We start from the raw sequence: 18,008 nt of genomic DNA on the forward strand, positions 1-18,008 counted from the left end.
TGATCCTGCTTACTTTCTATTAACCTGCCATTGTCTATTCGACCTCGTATATAAATTCAGTTTTTTCGCCAGTAATGTTGCGGAATTGAAATCGCAGAAAGTCTTGTTAAAATGGCCGTTTGATTTCTTCAAGGTTTCAGTTGTCCCATTTATCTCTCGCATAAGTACGAACATCAGGTCAACTCCTAAGTTGAATTCAGCCATGTTAAAAGCTGTTAACTATATTTTCGCATATTTTTACTGTTATTCAAAGGGTTATGGCAAAATTTTCTGAAACTATCTACCAACTTGGGTGCTACATCCTGTTTCGCAATAATTCAATAAAAACTTCTAATGCCTTTGTTTGGAATGGCGATTTGGTTATAAACGTAAATTGCCGGGTAAAGGGAAAACCTTCTACTGGTAATATTCTAAGTTCTCCGTAGCGTACTTCTTTCTGTATGGCCCACTCAGACAACTGGGTTATACCCAGTCCCGCCCCAACTGCCTCCTTAATCGGCTGCGTACTGCTGAAACTCATCTTTTCAGTTGGACTTATATCATACTCCTCAAACATTTTTTCCATCGCTTCACGGGTCCCCGATCCCGACTCTCGCACAATCCACCTTTCCTTTTCGAGAGCTTCTCTTCTTACCAAATCATTCTGTGCCAATGGATGATCCGCCGCGGCCACTATATACATCTTATCATTTGCAAGGTTCTCGATGTTCAGCTGTTGCTCCTTAAAATGCCCTTCCACAATTCCAATATCCAATTGGTGAGTCGACACCAGTTCGGCGACTTCTGCAGTATTTCCTATTGTTACATCAGGATGAATATCCGGATAGGTCTTTTGCATAACGGCAATAATACGTGGAAGCACATATTCACCGAATGTATAGCTTGCACCAATTGAAAGCGAACCACTGGCTTTATGTGTCAGGTCATCGATAAGATTCTGCATCGATGTATAAAGACCTAAGATTTCCTTGGCATGATGATAGACGATTTCACCCGCTTTATTAAGTCTCACATATTTATTTGTTCGTTCAAGCAGCCGTGTTCCCGTACTTTCCTCCAGTGACCTGATGTACTGACTGACTGCAGGCTGTGTCATATGTAATTCCTCAGCCGCCCGTGAAAAGTTCTTTTTTTCCGCGACAGTAGCGAATACGTGTAATTGATGGTCCACAACCAGCCCCTCCTTTTTGTTTTATTTTATAATAAATTACTTATGATTACTATTATAATTATTTATTTTTCTTATGGTAAGCATACCTTTAATCTAATTATAGAGGGAGGTCTCCCAAAATGGCATTTTATAATAAAAAATTTCCTGCATCCGGTGGTTGGATAGGCGGTGTCGCCTTTACCTTCCTGATTGCTTTTCTTGGGTATCTTCTCGCCCTGATACCCGGATTTTCAATGGTTGGGCAATTGGCATGTGCAATTATAATCGCTATCATTTTCCGCCAGCTGTTTGGCTATCCGGAACAGCTCCGCAAAGGGATCAGGTTCTCCACCAAACGACTTTTGCGTGCAGCCATCATCCTTTATGGGCTTAAACTAAATATTGATATCGTATTACGCGATGGGCTGGGCTTACTGGTGCGGGATACCGGTGTGATACTGTTCGCTATTTTTCTTACGATATGGCTAGCCAAAATGTTAAAAGCCAATAGTACTATTTCGTTATTACTTGGTGTTGGAACAGGAGTATGTGGTGCAGCAGCCATCGCGGCGGTAGCACCTATCGTAAAAGCAAAAGAGGAAGACACTGCAATCGGGGTAGGGATCATAGCGCTGATGGGGACTGTGTTCGCTATTGGCTATACGATACTGAGACCGTTTCTGCCGCTGACCTCAGAAGAATACGGAATTTGGGTGGGATCCAGCCTGCATGAAGTAGCCCACGTGGCGCTTGCCGGAGCTCCTGGAGGCGAAAGCGCATTAGCAATCGCCTTGCTTGCAAAGCTTGGACGTGTATTTCTGCTGATTCCACTTTGCCTTATTTTAATTTATTTGGTGAAACGAAAAAACAGAGGCTCGGAACAGCCGGATACCAAACTGGAATTCCCAAGGTTCCTTGTAGGATTCATCATCATGAGTCTTCTTGGAAGTTATGTACTGGGCGATTCTATCCCGGTCTCCGAGGAATTTATGGATATAGTTTCCGTTATTACAACTTGGCTACTGACAGCTGCAATGGTTGGGCTAGGCCTTAATGTCAGTCTTCGTGACTTACGGACAAAAGCATTAAAACCACTGATTGCAATGACTATTACATCAGTTCTCCTGTCGGTTATAGTGTACTTTACGGTTTAGATGGTTGTTTAAAAGATTGCTGTATTAGACAGAAAAAACTAGAAACTGCAAAGCTGAATTAATATGGCTCTCTGACCACGCAGTTGGAATACACTCGCTGTCCCACAGGGGCCTCGCATATTCCAACTGCTGGTTTAAATGCTTCAGAGACTTTGCTTATATCCACTGCAACAATATCTTTTATTTCACAAGATATAGGGAAACACATTCAGCGTAGGAAATACACGGAGACTCCTGCGGGAACAGCGACAGTGTGAAGACCCCACAGTGAGGGACGAACGAGGAGGCTGAACCGTTGCCCGGCGGCAAAGGAGACACTGCGAAAGTATGAGCAGATGTCGTACTTGCACCCGGAGCGGTGAAAGCGAAGTGTATTTCCGAAGCGACGAAGACGCACGCATCAATAGCGTTTCCTAGTCAATTGAGTTTTCACTACGTCGCAATTTATATTAACTCTGTGCCTCAATAAGCTAGAAAATTTACACTAAAAAACGGAGGAAGTGCATCATCACTTCCTCCGTTTTTCTAAATCATACGCCGTGTACTCAGACTTACAGCCACATATACGAAGAATGACACTACGATGGGCAGCACAACCGAGTGCATTCCGAATGGCTGCGGGAAAAATGAATCGGATAATACGTATAACCCGATACCTGCAATCATCGATGCAAGCGCGCCGTATTTATTCCCATTTTTCCAGTATAGTCCCATAATCACCGGCCATATAAACGCAGCTTCAAGCCCACCGAACGCAAATAAATTCAGCCAGATGATTAATTCCGGCGGATTAAGCGCCATTAGAAAAATGATTACCCCCAAAACAGCCGTAATCCCTATACTCATCTGTTTAATCCGCTGGTGGGATGCATCCGGCTTAACGTAATTCAGATAAAGGTCCTTAACGATTGCCGAGCTTACTAATAAGAGCAGTGAATCAACCGTCGACATGATCGCCGCCATCGGAGCTGCCAGCACAACACCAGCAAGCCAGTTTGGCAGCACCTCAAGCGCGATCAATGGCATTACCTTATCACCAATCTCGATACCAGGCAGAACAGCCCGTGCAAACACACCAATCAGGTGCATGTTCAGCATAATGAATCCAACCACAATCGTACCGATAATAAGAGCGCGGTGCATTGAACGGGAACTTTTATAGGACATTGCCCGCACTGCAATTTGCGGTAACGCCACTACCCCGACACCAACCAAGATCCAGAAAGAGGATACATACGCTGGCGTGAGACTGCCATCTGAACCGAATGGTGTAATCAGGTTGGGATTCTCCGTGCTGAGGTCGGTCACAATGTTTGAAATTCCTCCCCCCGCAATAATGGTTGCAATCAACAGAATTAGTGTCCCGAAAAACATGATAGTTCCCTGGACAGCATCTGTTAAGGCAACCGCACGGAACCCGCCAATAGTTACATAAATCAACACTGACAGCGCAAAAATAAACAGCGCACTAGTATAGGAGATGCCAACAAGTGACTCAATTAACCGTGCCCCACCAATCCACTGGGCTGCCATCGCTGAAAATAAAAAGATAATAATGCTGAATGCGGACAGCAGAACAACCCACTTGGACTGATAACGTTCTTTTAAAAAGTCAACCAATGTCACTGCGTTATACTTTCTGGTCACAATGGCGAATTTTTTTCCCAGTATCATCAGAACAAAATATCCGGTCGCCACCTGTGTCATTGCGAGCAACACCCAGCCGAGTCCATGATTGTATGCGACACCAGGACCACCGATAAAACTGCTGGCACTTCCGTATGTAGCTGTCATAGTCATCGCCAGTACAAAACCCCCGAGATTACGGCCACCAAGAAAGTACTCCTGGAGGAATGTATTTGGTGATTTCATATATTTTCCTGCCCATACCCCAACCAGAAAAATAACTACCAATAAACATATTAACGGAATCATAGCCTGCCAATTCATTTGTCTTCTCCCACTTCATCATCCAGCGGTATTTCCGTAAACCATTTCTTCACTACAATTGTGACCAGAACAGCCATCACTACAAATCCGAGTACACAACTGTAAAAAAACCATGCCGGTAAGCCGAATACATAGGAATATTCAGAAGGGTCCTTTCCACCAAGTCCGTATGCAAATGCGAACCACCATACAAAATTGAAAATAACCAATCCAACCCCGATCAAAGCTTCCCGGTTTGCAATCTTGTAACGATGGTCATCGTCTTTCAAGTTCTCTTCCATAGTCACGTTCCTCCCCGTATTAAACAATTACTTTTTGACCTGATACTGTGCCAGTTCCAGCTTATAGGTTCCCTCCTGGAAAACAATCCCTTCGCCCTCAAGTGACATTTTTTGCACATGTGCCATCTCTTCATCCTTAATACTGATTTCGCCCTGTGCATTTAAAACTCTGTGCCATGGCAAATGATATTTCCTGCTCATCGAATGCAGAATACGGGACACTTGTCTCGCTCCACGAGGACTTCCAGCGAGTCGGGCAATTTGGCCATATGTCATCACTTTTCCGCTGGGTATGTCGTTTATTATTTTTATGACGTCTTTCGTGAATCTTTCCAATGTAAGCCTCCAAAAATTGTGCTGTTATGGCTATTTTAGCATGTTACTCGGAAAAAGAAATACTAGTGAATATTTGTTTTTCCCATTGAAAGTTCCGCCATTTTCAAGACAAAGCCTCGCGTAACTAAATAAGGCCGGCTCCATTAATGGACCGACCTTTTTATCCTAATGATTTTTCACATATGTCCAGACGCGATCATGGTTGGAATTTTGCGGAAATTTATCCCCAGCTCTCAACCGGACCATTTTAGGATCATTAACATTACTTCCGGTTTCTCCAATCTCTCTGTATACGCCATTATTCGGGGCTTTTTGCCCAAACCGGAAATGCGTGAATTCACCCATATCATCACTCCTTGTCCTGTTTCCCATAATATGTGTGAATAGCTGCAGTTTCATGCAAAAAGAAGGGCCCAGCACTATAAGCTGAACCCCTTTCAATAAATTATTTAAAGCCTTTTCCTTTACTGACGTGAAGACTAACTTTTAATACTTTACCATTAAAGTCCTGCATAACAAATTCGGCGGCATCTTCACCGTTCGTTACAGTTAAGGTCACTTCTTTTTCCTTCAGAATGTCCACCTGCTTCTTATTCAATAGTAATTTGCGTGGTTTTTTATCATTCTGAATGTCAATAACTACTTGTACGCCACTCTCCAGTGCCTGTAAATCTTCTGTGTGTACTGTAGCTGTTCCATTATTATCTTTCGGTGATACCACTACTTCCTCTGGTTCTTCTTCTCCAGACGCCGTGGTAATGCGTCCTTCCGGTCCATATTCAATTGGATTTTCAGGCGTGCTGTTGAGTCTTGCTACAAAGTTTACCGTAGCCTCAAGATCAGATGGACCCATAACAGGATTTTCACCGAGCTCTCCGATCGGAGCATATTTTTCACCTGTTGAGGTTCCCATATAATTATTTACTGTTAGTGTGTACGTTTTATCCATATCAATTGGGGTTCCATCCGGCAACGTAATATCAACAACCTGATTTGTTTCCGGATCCCATGTATAGTGGAAACCGCTGATGCTGTAATCCGGGCCATAATACGGTGAAAGCTGTGCCTGGATAATTGGATACAGATCTGCACCCTGAATTTCAAACATCATTAGTGTATTGCCAAATGGCTGAATGTTGTAGAGATCTCCCCAGGTGATTTCCCCGGCAAGAAGATCATCACGTATTCCGCCGCCGTTCATCATGGCAAAGTCACTGTCCATCGCCGCATTCATACCGTCAGCAATCAGGTTTCCAAGTCCATGGTCGCCATCATTCGAGTAATCACCGGTCAGGTCTGTTGCATTGTAGCCGAGTACCTCGTCCATAATTGGTGCAATCTGCTCAGCATACTTTTGGAGAATCGCAGTAACAGCCGAATCCGGCGTCACAGAACTCTGATCCACAAAGACAACCTCTGCTGATTTTTGAACAATATCGCCGGTAGTCCGGTCAATTTCCAAATCAACGTCGGCAAAAGCTTTACCATATTCAGATGCCTGGACGATTAGCTTGTTATCGACAATTCCGTCGTTAACCAGATGGTTATGCGCGGAGAAAATAACGTCCACTTCGTCATCGACAGCATTTGCCAAATCAGCTGCCTGCCCTGTTACCGTGTTGCCACTCTGTTCACCCGGAATGTGAGAAAGCACGACAATCGCCTCCACGTCCTGAGCCTTTAAGTCAGCAACAGAATTATTGACTGCTTCTACGGCATTGGTGAATTTGATGTCCTGAATTCCAGCGGGCATAACCATGCCTGCAGCTTCAGGAGTAATGACGCCGATAAATCCAATTTTCTCACCGTCAACTTCCTCCACGTGATAGGAAGGCAAAATAGTTTCACCGGAATCTTTGTAAACACAGTTGGCACAAAGAAGCGGGAAGTTCATGCCATCATAATTTTCGGTACCTTCCGGGTGCTCGCCGCCATTAACCATTCGTAGAAGTTCTTCTGTTCCCTCATCAAATTCATGGTTACCGACTGTGCCAACATCAAATCCGATTTCTTCCATAATTTCTACTGTTGGTTCATCCTGAAGCAAGCCGGATACCGGTGCACTTCCACCGATCATGTCGCCTGCATGGACAATCAATGTGTTTGGATTTGTCTGCTCACGTGCTTTAATTGCACCGGCAGTATAGTCCATTTTTCCATACGTCCCAAAGGTGCCATCACCGTCTGGGTCAAGCTCATATTGCTGATCAATTTTTCCATGAAGATCGTTCATACTCAGCAGTTGGACAGACAAGGTATCAGAAGTCCCCCCGTCTGCTGTTCCTGAAAATGTGTAACCATTTTCCTGTGCATCTGCTTCAGTCCAGAAGAAAACACGCTTTTCCACCGGAACATCCGCCCAATTTGCAGGCTGTACATATTCTCTTGTGTCCGAGTTACCAACATATTTGTCAAATTCATCGTTACTATCATTCGTGCGGAAGACAAATGGAAGTTCCAGTAATGGATTTTCCGGACTCCATATGCCATGTCCAGCCGCTTTTGCTTCTTTAACAGCATTTTGATAGGTTGGATAAACCTCTTCGTTAAATGGTGCAATAAAGTATGTGACCGCATAGCCCTGACGCACCATTTCAACGTTTACATTAAGGCTGTCATCTTTGCGGATAACCTGCGCAAGCAGTCTACCATAAGCATCGGTAGGCTCCTCACCAATTTTTAAAAGAACTTCATCTCCAGGCTGCAGCAGTTCATTCATATATGCTTTTGCCGCTTCGCCATGCGCTTTCTGATTAGCATTGATTTCATCCCGTGCCGGGTCATCGTTTGCTGCTGGGTAAGTTTCTGGTGTATCCATGTTCAAGAAACGAACCTTTGTCGAGCCAAGCACTGGAGATTCTAGGTGAATCGTGTCACCGTCTGTAACCTTTGCAACGGTAGATTCATAGGTTCCAGCTGCAGATGGCGGTTCTGGCTGCTCATCAGCAAGCTGAATGTCTCCCTGTTCAGTCGGTAATAACTGATAGGAATTATACTGACTTACAATAGCTGTTACGTCATACCATTTTTCCGACTCAATCTGTGATACATCAAGCGCATTCTCCATCGCGCGGAGCGTCGTGCCATTAAAATCAGCATCAATCATGGAAATATTGTATCCACCACCTGCAGGGCTGGACGGAATATTGTCAATAAATCCGTTAACCTGAACGAGTTCACCTTCATATGATTCAGCTACCGCCGGATCCTGTAGGTCTGTTAGTGTAATAGATTGTGGTTCGGGAAGTGCTTGTCCGGTTGCAAGAACTTCAATTGTGGAAGGAACTACTTCTTTTAACCCGTTATAGGAAGCAAGTTCACCGGAAACTCGTACCCGGTCTCCTTCATTCAGTTCAGGAAAGTCTCCCTGTTCAAATGCAAACAAGTTAATGCCACCTGTTTCGTCCTGTATGTACGTGGTGAGCTGGGTGCCAGTACTGATTGCATTACTATTTACTGTTACTACCCCTTCAACCGTGACGGCTGTTCCATCACTGAGCTCGCGGGCCTCAGCGATAGAGTATTCCGCTCCTGGTTCGCCTGGGTCTGTCGGGGGTTCGTCCGTTTCCACACCATCCATAGTATGGCTGCCAAGATATGCAAAAGTATTCTGGGGATACTCGGTCCATTCAGTGGTATCAAATGTACCTGTTGCACCGGTAACAGATGCCTCCCGAACGAACGTTATGTCTTTTGCATACTCACTGTCATCCCCTACAGTTCCGACCACATCAACAACAGTATCATTCTTTTTCAGGACAACTGCATCGTCGCCGTTAAAATTAGCAACTGGATCATTTAAATCAGTCGCTGCCTGTATTTCTTCAGCTGCATTGGCATGTGATAAAACAAAAACCTCGCCATGTGCAAGGGTTCCAGATAAAGCAACTGAATTATTCGCTTCTGTGCCCCCATTATTATATAACTCTAGTGAATAAATCGATAAATCTACTGGATTGCCTGTACCATTATAAATCTCGATTGCCTTGTTATACGAGCTTCCTTCAATGTACTCTGAGATAAACAGGCCTTCTGCAACTGCTCCACTGTCTTCAGCACTGGCCATAATTGGTGCATAATTCGTAAACACCAGTGTGAAAATCAGTAGTAGACTCAGCATTTTTCGCACAGTCGATGTTTTCATTGGTACCCTCCATTTAGAATAATAGTGTAACGCAATAGAAATAGCGCTCACTATAAATATGTCATATCGAAAAAGAGTATACAATTAAGTTTTCGTAAATTTGTAGTTAATTCTTACTATTTTTACTATTAATGATAAAAAAGAGGAAAAAGTACCTACGTGAGGAATCAGTCATTCCTCCCAGGAATAGACAAATACCTATTGGATAAACTAATGGAAAATAAGATGGAGGGCTCCACATGCGGATAAAGAAACTTTTGGCCGGACTCCTGGTGGTAATCCTATTTACTGCTGGATTGTCCACTCAACAAGTAAACGCTGATAAGCTTAAGGATGAAATAAAAAGGAGTATGCAGGAGACAGAGAAACGTAAAGAAGCGCTTAGCAACTTTCACGAAGAGATACATAAAAAATTCGATGCAGCCGGGTACGATGCCAGCCTTTCTTTCTCTAATGACCCGCTGTTCTACCAGGAAAAACTCGAGGTAATTGTTCATATAAAAGATTCAAACCTTATGAAACAACGAGAAAAGATAGATGCGATTGTTAAAGAAGCCGCAAAAACTCACAAACTTGGCAAAGTAGAAGTACGTATTGAGAAAGCCCAAAAAAATTATGAGAGTGAGCAAGACAAAAAGCTTCGAAAACTGCACAATAAAATATTTACGGTTACAAAAGATATACTGAAAGAAAAAGGGCTTGAAGCTAGCGGGATGATTATCAGTTCTACACCAAACCAGAATATCAGAATAGAAATTCGCCAACACGACAAAAGCATTAATATAAGCAAACTGGAGGAACTGATTCACGACGAAATATATGCAGCGACTGAAGAGGACATAAAAGTGGAAGTAAGAGAGCATATCGAATCAGCCGAAAAAGAAATTGCTTGGATGCCTATTCTTCAAGCGGTCCATCAGGAAATGAGGAAACATTTCGATGAGGTTTCCGGTTTTGCACATTCCTTCCACCCCGCCCCACTTCAGATTATCATCAAGACGACGTTGGCAGATAACCGGAAGACACGCAAAACGGCAGCAAGAATGGAGGAGTATGTTCATACCATCATCGATGTTAAACGGGAAGAATTGAACACTAAAAAAGAACCCTATACCGTGATTATTCGGGACAAGAAGCATAATAAATTGAACTAAAAACTACGAAAGAGGCTGGGAAAAAAGTTTTTTGTCAAAGTAAAATCCGAATGATCATTTTTTGTCGAGAAGAAAATATTTTATAGCGTCGCTCCGGCAATACACTTTGCTTTCACCACTCCGGGTACACGTCTAACATCTGTTCAAGCTAAAGCTTTCACAGTGTTTCCTTTGCCGTTGGACTCACCACGAGCCTCCTCGTTCACCAAAACCGCTCACTGCAGGGTCTCTTAGGCTAGTTGTACCACAGGAGTCTACGGTATTGCTTACGCTTCAGGCCCATAATTAATAAGAGTTTAATCATGCTTCCAACGGGCTTGCACTGATCCCCTTCTATCTCCTTCGCTAACTAGGCGTTGATTGGAGCGTAGGACAGTCGACTCCTGCGGGAAAAGCAACAGCTGAAAATCCCGCAGGAAGTGGTCTTCTTCCGAGGAAGTTGAAGCGTTGCCCGGCGGCAAAGGAGACACTGCCAAAGTATGAGCAGTTGTCGTACTTGCACCCGGAGCGGTGAAAGCGACTGCGCGAAGCGGAAATCAACATAGCTAGCTACGTCACAGTTTATAAATAAGATTCAACTAAAAGAGGATAACATTATAATGCTTCGTGCCTAATTCGTTCGTCTTTAAAATGTTAAGTTATGTCCCAGCTTCTTACTGTTTTAATTATTCAATGGTTATGGACTGTTTTGGCTCCGAGCGTCGCGCAAGTGCCATGATTCCAGCAATCAGGTAGAATAAGCCACTGATTATCCCTGCACCAAATGTTACAATGGCACCTACTACAGCTGTCACTATAAGCAGAATACCTGCAGCTTTAGGTTTTTTATCTCCCTTCAATAATACGGCAGCAACAATTCCAAGAATCGCACCGATTACCGACACAATCAGAAGGAACCATCCGCCATTACCAATCATTCCCATTACGTCATCCAGGTTGGCGGCAGTTAACTGTGGATCCTGCTGAATCATTTGCTCTGAGGCTCCCCGCCATAATTCTTCGTTGTTGGAAATCCATACGGTAGCACCACCCAACAAAGCCAGAATAAAATAAAGAATTACACCTATTATCGTCAATACCATTTCACCAATTCGACTCATTATAAAGCCTCCTTTCGTATCTCCGCTATCCTATGCACACGTTAAAAGAAATTATTCCAACAGACTTACCACATACTTGTCAAGTCGTTCTTCCATCATATCATCAGTCAGACCCGTTACGCCAAAGTCTGCCCATCCTGCATAAACTTCTGGAGGTCCACCAAGAATATCAATCAACGTCCTTAAATCCCAGTATGGGTCATACAGGAAGTCACTTGCGTACCGCTGATATGCCTGCAAAAACCCATTCGCCGCATCCACACCATAAAGTATAGCCAGGTTCCACCGGCAATGCGCCACATCCACTCCAGCTGGTCCCTTACAGGCATTCACCCAATCGACAATCCCACTAACTCGGCCATTCTTCCAAAGCACATTGGCCGGGTGATAGTCCCGGTGAATGAAGCATTCCTTCACAGGTGGACGAGATCCAGCGACTATTTTGATAGCCCTTTTCCAATATTCAGGAACCCTAGACCAAGAAGGGAACTCAATTGTGTTGGGATCATTGTATGGAAAATAATCATACGGCATATTGTCACCAGCTTCCTGATGAATTTTTACCAGGGATTCTGCAAGCTGATTAAGCCAACTTTCCATATCCGAAGGCTTCAAATCCACAGCACCATCTTGCATTGTCATTAAAACTGCAGGTATTCCGCATTCTATACCCGTTTCATCAATAGCAATAACTTCCGGAGTAGGTACTGGAGCATCTTCCGCAACCTGTAAACTTGCGGCTTCATGTATTGCCAGGTCAGGCTCTTCCTCCAGCCACTCTTGATTATCCAACAGCCGTATAACATAATTCTCAGTACTGTTCTCTACCCATAATGAAATACGGAATAACGTGGAAGAAGTACTGCCTTTCAGTTGGGCAGCAGAATCGAACGCAGCAGTTGGGCTGAACTGTCTCAACACCCAATCTAGTACTTTTTCGGGCAATCCTCCTGTATTCTTCTCCATGTTTCTCACCCTTTGCAATTGCTTTCTCCCTTATCCTTTATACGACTAAAACCTGAATTGGTTTCAGAATAACTGTTGTTTAATAATACCTCATTCCGGCAATATCTTTTGTAACACCATGAAAAAAAAGGAAGGGAGAACAACATGAAGGCAGTTACGTTTCAAGGAAAAGAATCAATGGTTGCAAAAAAAGTGGACGACCCCAAGATTCAGGATAAGGGAGATATAATCGTCAAAATTACCGCTAGTGGGATTTGCGGATCCGACCTACATTTATATAAAGGCGGGATACAACCGGAAGAAGACTATGTCGTAGGGCACGAACCGATGGGTATAGTGGAAGAGACAGGCCCAGATGTTAAGAATCTTAAGAAAGGTGACCGTGTCGTTATCCCGTTCAATATCGGTTGTGGCGAATGCTTCTTCTGTAAAAATCAGATGGAAAGTCAGTGCGACAATTCCAACCCGCACGGCGAGCTTGGCGGTATTTTCGGGTACGGTGAACAGAACGGAAATCATCCAGGTGGCCAGGCCGAATACCTAAGGGTCCCGTATGCAGACTTCACTTCATTTAAAGTACCTGAATCAAGTGAACTGGAAGATGAACAGGTGCTATTCCTGTCTGATGTTATTCCTACTGCGTATTGGAGCGTCGAAAACAGTGGCCTAAAAAGCGGCGATACCGCAATTATCCTGGGAAGCGGTCCAATTGGTCTGATGGCCCAGAAGTTTGCCTGGATTAAAGGTGCAAAACGAGTGATTGCCGTCGATCAGGTTGACTACCGTCTCGAACATGCGAAACGAACGAACAATGTGGAAACCTACAATTTTAAGGAACATGAAAAAATCGGCGAGCTCCTCCATGAAGAGACCAAGGGTGGAGCAGACGTGGTGATTGATTGTGTTGGCATGGACGGTACCGTACCGCCAAACACGGAATTCGGTTCTGAAATGGATAACCAGTTTGGTACAATAAGTCCAATTATCACCGCATCACAATCCGTCCGCAAATTTGGTACTGTTCAGCTGACAGGCGTTTATGCGACAGATGCAAACAACTTTCCACTGGGAGACTTTTTCACACGAAATGTCTCCGTGAAAATGGGGCAGGCACCTGTTATCCATTTAATGCCGAAGTTGTATAACATGATCGAAGACAAAGAATTTAATCCAACAGATATCATTACCCACCCAATATCCCTGGACGAAACAACCAAAGGTTATGAGATATTCGATAAAAAACAGGATCACTGCATCAAAGTAATCCTGAAACCATAATGAAGAAGAATCCCGATCCTCAAAACACTGGATCGGGATTTTTGTATCCTGTTATTATTTTATCTTCTATTATGATCAGCGTATTCAGCCATTGCATCCCGGATAAAGATCGCAAGCCCTTCACCATACTTATCAATATTTTTGGTAAAGCGTTCGTCATCCACGTACATCTGTCCAAGCCCTTTAAAGGCGTCGAGAGAGTAGTTGCCTACCTTGCTCAGATAATCATACCAGACCTTAATGCCCGCCTGGGCTTCATCTGAATCAGGTGACATATGCCGGATTGCCGCCAAATCTCTATAAATAGCATCAAATTCCTTCCCTAATGCTTCTCTTTTGCTGTCTGACAGCTTGTTGATTCTGGCATTTGACTCATCAACCGCTTTGTCGCCCCAGCGCTCACGTGCTTCCTGCTCATATGGGTTTTTGCTGAAATCAAATCCCTCAAACATTTCCTGATCGCTAATATTAATCTCTCCTTTCGAATGTTGAATTGTTTTATCTAGAGTGTTAATCATCCGGTCGAGCCGGGCACGTTTCTCGAGTAATAATTTCCGGTGAAGTTGCAATGCTTCGTTCTGGTTAAATGAGGGATTATGGATTATCTCTTTTATTTTTTTCAAAGAAAAACCTACCTCACGGAAAAATAATATTTGCTGCAACATTTCCAGATCATTATTCGAATAAATACGGTAGCCCGCCTCCGTAGTATTCTCGGGTGATAACAGGCCAATTTCATCGTAGTGATGGAGTGTACGTACACTTATCCCCGCCAACTCAGCTATTTCCTTCACTTTCATGATATTCAGCCTCCCTTTACTATTACTATAGAGTATTACGTAACGTTAGGGTCAACACTTTTTTTAAAAAATAAACACCCCTGTGTTAACTGCCTATACACCATTAGACTAATCCCCATATAGTGAACAGAGAGACTTTAAAGGAGGATAAACGCACATGAATTATAATCAGCCACCAAATGGCAACCAGCAACGCAATTTTCCGGGATTTTTAAATAACCTGTTCGGCGGAGGTTTTCCCGGAGGCGGACAGCCATTCGGCCCACCGGGCGGAGGACCGCCCCTAGGAGTGCCAGGCGGGGGACCACAACAGCCGGCAGGAGCACCGACTTCACCCCCGCCATCATTCACCCCATCACAGCAACAGGCCCAAACGTTTGGAACTGGCCAATTTGGAGTTTATGCAGTCGATCCGGGTGCAATTCGTGGGTGCCTGTATCGCTTTACCTATATATGGCTAAGATGGGATTCATTCTGGTTCTTCCCGGTCTTTGTAGGACGTCGTTCCATTTCCGGATTTAGATGGTACCGGAACAGATGGGTCTATTATGGTGTAGATTTGGATAATATCGAATCATTCCAGTGCTACTAACGGTTTGAATATTCCTTAGATATGCATTGTCCCCATTTACCCAAGAAATGGGAAGGAGGGATTGTATGTATTATGTTGCCCTGCTTTATCTGGCATGTATATTGGCCGGATTCGCGCTGGCCAATGTCCCGGTTTCCTCAGTTGTCACCACTGGATTAGCCAACTTTCTCGATATTATCGGCGGTTTGGTGATCATCGTGTTTGCAGGGGCGCTCATTTATTACGGTTTAAGAGTCCTTTTCGGCAAAAACTAATACCGAGAATTAAAGCCACTGCTCATTGTGAACAGTGGCTTTACATTAGTCATTAGTTATTTCTTCTACTATCGTTTCAACTTCATTCCGTGAAATTTTTTCCCGCCCGGATTTTAATGCCTTAACAGTCCGCTTGGCCAGTGCCAGAGGGATATCACAGAATACTTTGATTGTCCGTGTATGGATATCTTTCATATATTCATCGGCCTGGGCCAGATTATGCTCCGTATAGCGGAACATATCCTCCCTATCCCAGCCGTCAGGGAAAAACCCTACTCCGCGTTCACGGTCCTCGTCCTGATTCCGAAGTATGTTAACAGCCTGCAGTCCTCTCCCATATCCAATTGCGAGTTCACGATCCGTCTCGGTTCCGTCATACCATTTCCATATATCCGAAAGCATAACACCGACAAGTCCGGCGACATAGTATGTATAATCATCCAGGTCCTCCCTGGTCTCAATTTGCCAATCTTTTTCTGCCCAGTCAGCCATTCCTTCAGCCATAATCGCTGTGGATTCTTTGACCTTACCCACAATTTCCACTGGACAGACTTCAAGCCAGTCACCCAGTCGCAGCGTAACTTCGGGTAAAATGGACGCATATGGATTCACTAACTCAGCGTACAGTTCATTATCAAATTCATTTCTTAACAAGCCGCTGGTTGACCGAAGCAGATGTTGTTTGGTTGATGAATCTAGTTCCTCATGATCCTCAATTTCATCCACTGCTCGCATACATAGATATGCTGAGCCAACTGTTTTTTTCAGCGCCGGTTTAAGTAGGGTTATTGGTATGTAAAAAGTCCTGCTTGTCTCTTTCAATACACGCATAGCATCTTTTTGCAGTTTTCTTGCATCGTTCACCTGTGACGCCTCCCTCAGTAACCTAAAGTATAACAAAAAAACAGAAAGATTACATTAAAAGTGGAGTACCTCGGCTGTACTCCACTAGTCAAATGCTAAAGTCTGTCTGTTTTATTTTTTCTAGGCCGTTCCCATAACAGCCCTTGTTCTAGTGCCATCTTTCTTGCTATCTGCGGTGCGTTCCATAGCGGGGGCAGCAGCAAGAATGATACCGGTACAGCGGTGATCACAATCGAGTTCTGGATAGCCGTAATACTACCTTCCCCAATCGTAAGGATAACAATTGTGGTTCCACCGAAAATAAGTGCCCAGAAGACACGCAGCCAGCGGTTCGGATGGTCATTACCGGTCAGTGCTACAGCGACTGTATAGGACATAGTGTCTGTGGTGGTAGCAACGAAAATAATCGAAATGATTAAGAAGGCAACCGCCATCACCAAGCCTAACGGCAGTTGGTCCATAATCGCCATTACCGCAGCAGGCATACCAGCTTCACTCAATGGACCGGATATGGATCCTGGATTTTCTATTTCAAAAAATACGCCGGTTCCGCCTACAACCGAGAACCAGAAATTGGTTACCAGCGGCGCAATAATCGAAACAGCAATAACTAAATCGCGAATTGTCCGTCCTCTGGAGATACGGCTGATAAAAATTATCAGCATAGGCCCGTATCCGATGAACCAACCCCAGAAGAATACAGTCCAGTAGGCAAGCCACCCACTGTCCCCACGATAAAAATTCATGGTGAAGAAATGCTGCAGCTGAAAGCCCATTCCGCCAATAAAGGCATCAATGATAAATAGAGTCGGACCTATGAGAAGTACAACAAATCCCAGGAATATTGTCATTCCTACATTCACCCGGCTCAGCATCAGAATCCCCCGGTCTACACCAGTTGCTGCCGAAACCGCCGCGATGATTACCAAGATTAGCACAACCATAATACTTGTTGAAACAGTATTTGGTACGGCGAATAAATGGTTCAGCCCATACGCAATCTGGAGACCGAGAAAGCCAAGAGGTCCAAGTGTCCCAGCAGCCGTTGCAATAATGGAAACAATATCAGCCGTAGAACCAAGGATGCTTCGTTTAAATATCTTTTCACCAAAAATCGGATATAATAAGGATCTCGGCCGCATCGGATACCCCTTGCTGTAATGAACGTACATCATAACAATAGTTGCGAGGGTTCCTAAAATAGCCCATGCGACAAAGCCCCAGTGGAAAAATGCCTGGGCAAACGCTGCTGGTATATTATTAAATTCCCCTCCACCGAATAAAGGCGGGGTAGTCATATAGTGATACATCGGTTCAGCTGCTGCCCAGAATACCCCTCCACTGGCCAGTAACGTAACCAGAATCATTGCCACCCAGCGGTAATAGCTGTATTTTGGTCTATCCAGCTTTCCAAGTCGTACTTTTCCGTATCTGGAGAAGGCCAGAAACAGGCCAATCACAAAGTTGCCAAATAACAAGACCTGCCAAAATGCACCAAACCAATCTGCTGAATAACCAAACAGGGTATTGATCCAATTACCGACCGCCTCACTGTTAATAAATGATAAAATGATAAACAGAATCAGAAATCCGCCACTTACAGCAAAAACTGTCCAATCAAGTTTTACTTTTTTATTCTCTTGCACGCTTTTCCTCCCGTTTTTAGGAGCAAGTGTCCATAATTTTTTCCTCAACCATTAATTACAGACCGTTGGATGGATAATGAATCAATCATTATACGCCGTATCCACCGGCTTGCCCGTATTTTATTAATACATAGTTTTTTATTATAGTTTTGTTCCAAAATACAGTCAACTATTAACAAAAATCTTAAAATTGTTGGGCATAGGCTGATTCATAAAAAAATCGCTACAATTTGGGATCTGGGGAGAAATTGAGAGATTAGTTTATTGAGTTGTCCGGACTTTCTGCTATCTTTCTCACTTGATCATGATTTCCGACGCTGATCATTAAAGAAGGATGCC

Annotated in this window: 17 protein-coding genes; 5 read left to right on the plus strand and 12 right to left on the minus strand. The window is 43.9% G+C overall.

Features of this window, described 5'->3' with window-relative positions; all coding sequences use genetic code 11:
• Positions 1 to 9: 9 nt before the first annotated feature.
• Both ACFO3D_RS15100 and ACFO3D_RS15105 read right to left on the minus strand, forming a co-directional pair.
• Entirely contained in the window at positions 10 to 174 is a 165-nt protein-coding gene (locus ACFO3D_RS15100; protein WP_390297859.1) for a hypothetical protein, read from the minus strand.
• A 121-nt stretch (positions 175 to 295) separates the two neighbouring features.
• Complete coding sequence (locus tag ACFO3D_RS15105; protein ID WP_390297862.1) at positions 296 to 1,171, minus strand: LysR family transcriptional regulator; 876 nt, start codon at positions 1,169 to 1,171, stop codon at positions 296 to 298.
• Positions 1,172 to 1,290: 119 nt separating this feature from the next.
• On the opposite strand from ACFO3D_RS15105, the gene ACFO3D_RS15110 reads away from it, so the two are divergent.
• The gene (locus ACFO3D_RS15110; protein WP_390297865.1) at positions 1,291 to 2,304 is read left to right on the plus strand and encodes a YeiH family protein; all 1,014 of its coding nucleotides are present in this window, start codon (positions 1,291 to 1,293) and stop codon (positions 2,302 to 2,304) included.
• Positions 2,305 to 2,829: 525 nt separating this feature from the next.
• Here the strand turns inward: ACFO3D_RS15110 and panF are convergent.
• The 5 genes from panF to ACFO3D_RS15135 form a co-directional block, all read right to left on the minus strand.
• The gene (panF, locus tag ACFO3D_RS15115; protein ID WP_390297868.1) at positions 2,830 to 4,254 is read right to left on the minus strand and encodes a sodium/pantothenate symporter; all 1,425 of its coding nucleotides are present in this window, start codon (positions 4,252 to 4,254) and stop codon (positions 2,830 to 2,832) included.
• A complete protein-coding gene (locus ACFO3D_RS15120) occupies positions 4,251 to 4,535 on the minus strand; it encodes a YhdT family protein (protein WP_390297871.1) in 285 nt (94 codons plus the stop codon). The genes panF and ACFO3D_RS15120 overlap by 4 nt, the downstream gene beginning before the upstream one ends.
• Positions 4,536 to 4,562: 27 nt before the next feature.
• Positions 4,563 to 4,871 carry an MGMT family protein gene (locus tag ACFO3D_RS15125; RefSeq protein WP_390297874.1) on the minus strand — a complete coding sequence of 103 codons (309 nt, stop codon included), beginning with the start codon at positions 4,869 to 4,871 and terminating at the stop codon, positions 4,563 to 4,565.
• A gap of 165 nt (positions 4,872 to 5,036) precedes the next feature.
• Positions 5,037 to 5,216 (minus strand): YjzC family protein, encoded by a 180-nt coding sequence (locus ACFO3D_RS15130; protein ID WP_390297876.1) that lies wholly within the window; start codon positions 5,214 to 5,216, stop codon positions 5,037 to 5,039.
• Positions 5,217 to 5,316: 100 nt separating this feature from the next.
• Positions 5,317 to 9,015, minus strand: a complete 3,699-nt coding sequence (locus tag ACFO3D_RS15135; RefSeq protein WP_390297879.1) for a 5'-nucleotidase C-terminal domain-containing protein — start codon at positions 9,013 to 9,015, stop codon at positions 5,317 to 5,319.
• Between the two features lie 239 nt (positions 9,016 to 9,254).
• Here ACFO3D_RS15135 and ACFO3D_RS15140 point away from each other — a divergent pair, with 239 nt between their 5' ends.
• On the plus strand, positions 9,255 to 10,169 hold the full coding sequence (locus tag ACFO3D_RS15140; RefSeq protein ID WP_390297882.1) for a hypothetical protein: 915 nt from the start codon (positions 9,255 to 9,257) through the stop codon (positions 10,167 to 10,169).
• 665 nt (positions 10,170 to 10,834) lie between these two features.
• Here the strand turns inward: ACFO3D_RS15140 and ACFO3D_RS15145 are convergent.
• Together ACFO3D_RS15145 and ACFO3D_RS15150 are read right to left on the minus strand one after the other, a co-directional pair.
• The gene (locus tag ACFO3D_RS15145; RefSeq protein WP_390297885.1) at positions 10,835 to 11,269 is read right to left on the minus strand and encodes a DUF4064 domain-containing protein; all 435 of its coding nucleotides are present in this window, start codon (positions 11,267 to 11,269) and stop codon (positions 10,835 to 10,837) included.
• 51 nt (positions 11,270 to 11,320) lie between these two features.
• Positions 11,321 to 12,235, minus strand: coding sequence for a phosphotransferase family protein (locus ACFO3D_RS15150; protein ID WP_390297888.1), 915 nt, complete (start codon positions 12,233 to 12,235; stop codon positions 11,321 to 11,323).
• Positions 12,236 to 12,379: 144 nt separating this feature from the next.
• Here ACFO3D_RS15150 and ACFO3D_RS15155 point away from each other — a divergent pair, with 144 nt between their 5' ends.
• Entirely contained in the window at positions 12,380 to 13,513 is a 1,134-nt protein-coding gene (locus ACFO3D_RS15155; RefSeq protein ID WP_390297891.1) for an alcohol dehydrogenase catalytic domain-containing protein, read from the plus strand.
• 59 nt (positions 13,514 to 13,572) lie between these two features.
• Here ACFO3D_RS15155 and ACFO3D_RS15160 read toward each other — a convergent pair whose 3' ends face one another.
• Positions 13,573 to 14,313: a MerR family transcriptional regulator gene (locus ACFO3D_RS15160; protein ID WP_390297894.1), complete on the minus strand. Its 741-nt coding sequence runs from the start codon at positions 14,311 to 14,313 to the stop codon at positions 13,573 to 13,575.
• Positions 14,314 to 14,470: 157 nt separating this feature from the next.
• Between ACFO3D_RS15160 and ACFO3D_RS15165 the strand changes: the two genes are divergently transcribed.
• Both ACFO3D_RS15165 and ACFO3D_RS15170 read left to right on the plus strand, forming a co-directional pair.
• Positions 14,471 to 14,905: a hypothetical protein gene (locus tag ACFO3D_RS15165; protein WP_390297897.1), complete on the plus strand. Its 435-nt coding sequence runs from the start codon at positions 14,471 to 14,473 to the stop codon at positions 14,903 to 14,905.
• A gap of 65 nt (positions 14,906 to 14,970) precedes the next feature.
• Positions 14,971 to 15,159: a hypothetical protein gene (locus tag ACFO3D_RS15170; RefSeq protein WP_390297900.1), complete on the plus strand. Its 189-nt coding sequence runs from the start codon at positions 14,971 to 14,973 to the stop codon at positions 15,157 to 15,159.
• Between the two features lie 45 nt (positions 15,160 to 15,204).
• Here ACFO3D_RS15170 and ACFO3D_RS15175 read toward each other — a convergent pair whose 3' ends face one another.
• Both ACFO3D_RS15175 and ACFO3D_RS15180 read right to left on the minus strand, forming a co-directional pair.
• Positions 15,205 to 16,023, minus strand: coding sequence for a squalene/phytoene synthase family protein (locus tag ACFO3D_RS15175; protein ID WP_390297903.1), 819 nt, complete (start codon positions 16,021 to 16,023; stop codon positions 15,205 to 15,207).
• Positions 16,024 to 16,118: 95 nt separating this feature from the next.
• Positions 16,119 to 17,669 (minus strand): BCCT family transporter, encoded by a 1,551-nt coding sequence (locus ACFO3D_RS15180; RefSeq protein ID WP_390297906.1) that lies wholly within the window; start codon positions 17,667 to 17,669, stop codon positions 16,119 to 16,121.
• Positions 17,670 to 18,008: the final 339 nt, after the last annotated feature.

The organism is Virgibacillus kekensis, assembly GCF_042654125.1.
Taxonomy (GTDB): Bacteria; Bacillota; Bacilli; order Bacillales; family Amphibacillaceae; genus Lentibacillus; species Lentibacillus kekensis.